The organism is Siphonobacter sp. BAB-5405 (genome assembly GCF_002872335.1).
GTDB lineage: Bacteria > Bacteroidota > Bacteroidia > Cytophagales > Spirosomataceae > Siphonobacter.
In genome coordinates this window covers 1-1,003 of sequence record NZ_NJAG01000142.1, presented here as the reverse complement: position 1 = coordinate 1,003, position 1,003 = coordinate 1, and the positions used below count along the sequence as shown (strand labels likewise).

Annotated in this window: 1 pseudogene; it reads left to right on the top strand. The window is 50.0% G+C overall.

The features are described from left to right. Window positions 1-751, top strand: a pseudogene (locus BWI97_RS27885) (SusC/RagA family TonB-linked outer membrane protein); the annotation flags it as partial. Window positions 752-1,003: the final 252 nt, after the last annotated feature.

The window sequence follows — 1,003 nt, the reverse complement described above, 5'->3', positions numbered from 1 at the left end:
GGCAGAAGCTCCTTATGCCTATCCCTGGATGAACTCAACCGGGTATTCCATCGGACAGTATAAAGGGCTGCGGACGGATGGTTTCTACAACACACAGGAAGAACTCAGCAATCGCCCCTACAATACCTTCGGTGGCAATCAGGCTAAACTGGGCGACCTTAAATTCCGGGATATCAACGGAGACGGCATCCTCAACAATCAGGATCTGGTTCCCATCGGCTATTCCAACCTGCCACGCGTAGCCTATAACTTTTCAGTAGGTTTCTCTTACAAAGGATTCGATATCAATGCCCTGGTGATCGGTACCAGACAGGGATCGTTCCCGCAGTCGGGGTATATCCTCAGCACGCCCTTTGCCAAGAACGTAGGAGCCGTAATGCAGTACGCCTACGACGGCCGCTGGACGCCTGAGAAATACGCTGCCGGTCAACCCATTTCGTATCCTACCATTTCGTTCAGTGGCGGACAGGCGAACAACAACCAGTTAAGTGATTTCTGGCTCAAACCCAATGATTTCACCCGCCTGAAAAACCTGGAAGTGGGGTATACGTTCCAGCAGAATAATTCTTTCCTGAAAGCCACGCATTTGCAGGGGGTACGCTTGTACGTAAACGGCAACAACCTCTTCACTTGGGGTTCCCACCTGATTGATGGAATTGATCCCGAACAGGCCGATACGGGCAAAAACTCCATGGGCTATCTCTATCCCCTGACCCGTACGTTCAACATCGGGGCAAGTATCCAGTTCTAAGTTCATTTCAGAAGCATATGAAACTCAATATCATACTATTAGCCCTGTTTGGCTTGCTCTTCAGTGCCTGTCAGGACGAATTCTTACAGCTGCCTATTTCGAGTGCTACGACGGTCGATTCCGTATTTTCCACGACCATTCAAAGCACAGTCGGCTATTGCGGAAGCGTACCAGAAAAATCTTTCGCAGGGCTTACCGTATCAGGGTACCTGGAATTCCATGATTCACGAAAACCTGACGGGAGGGCTGAAC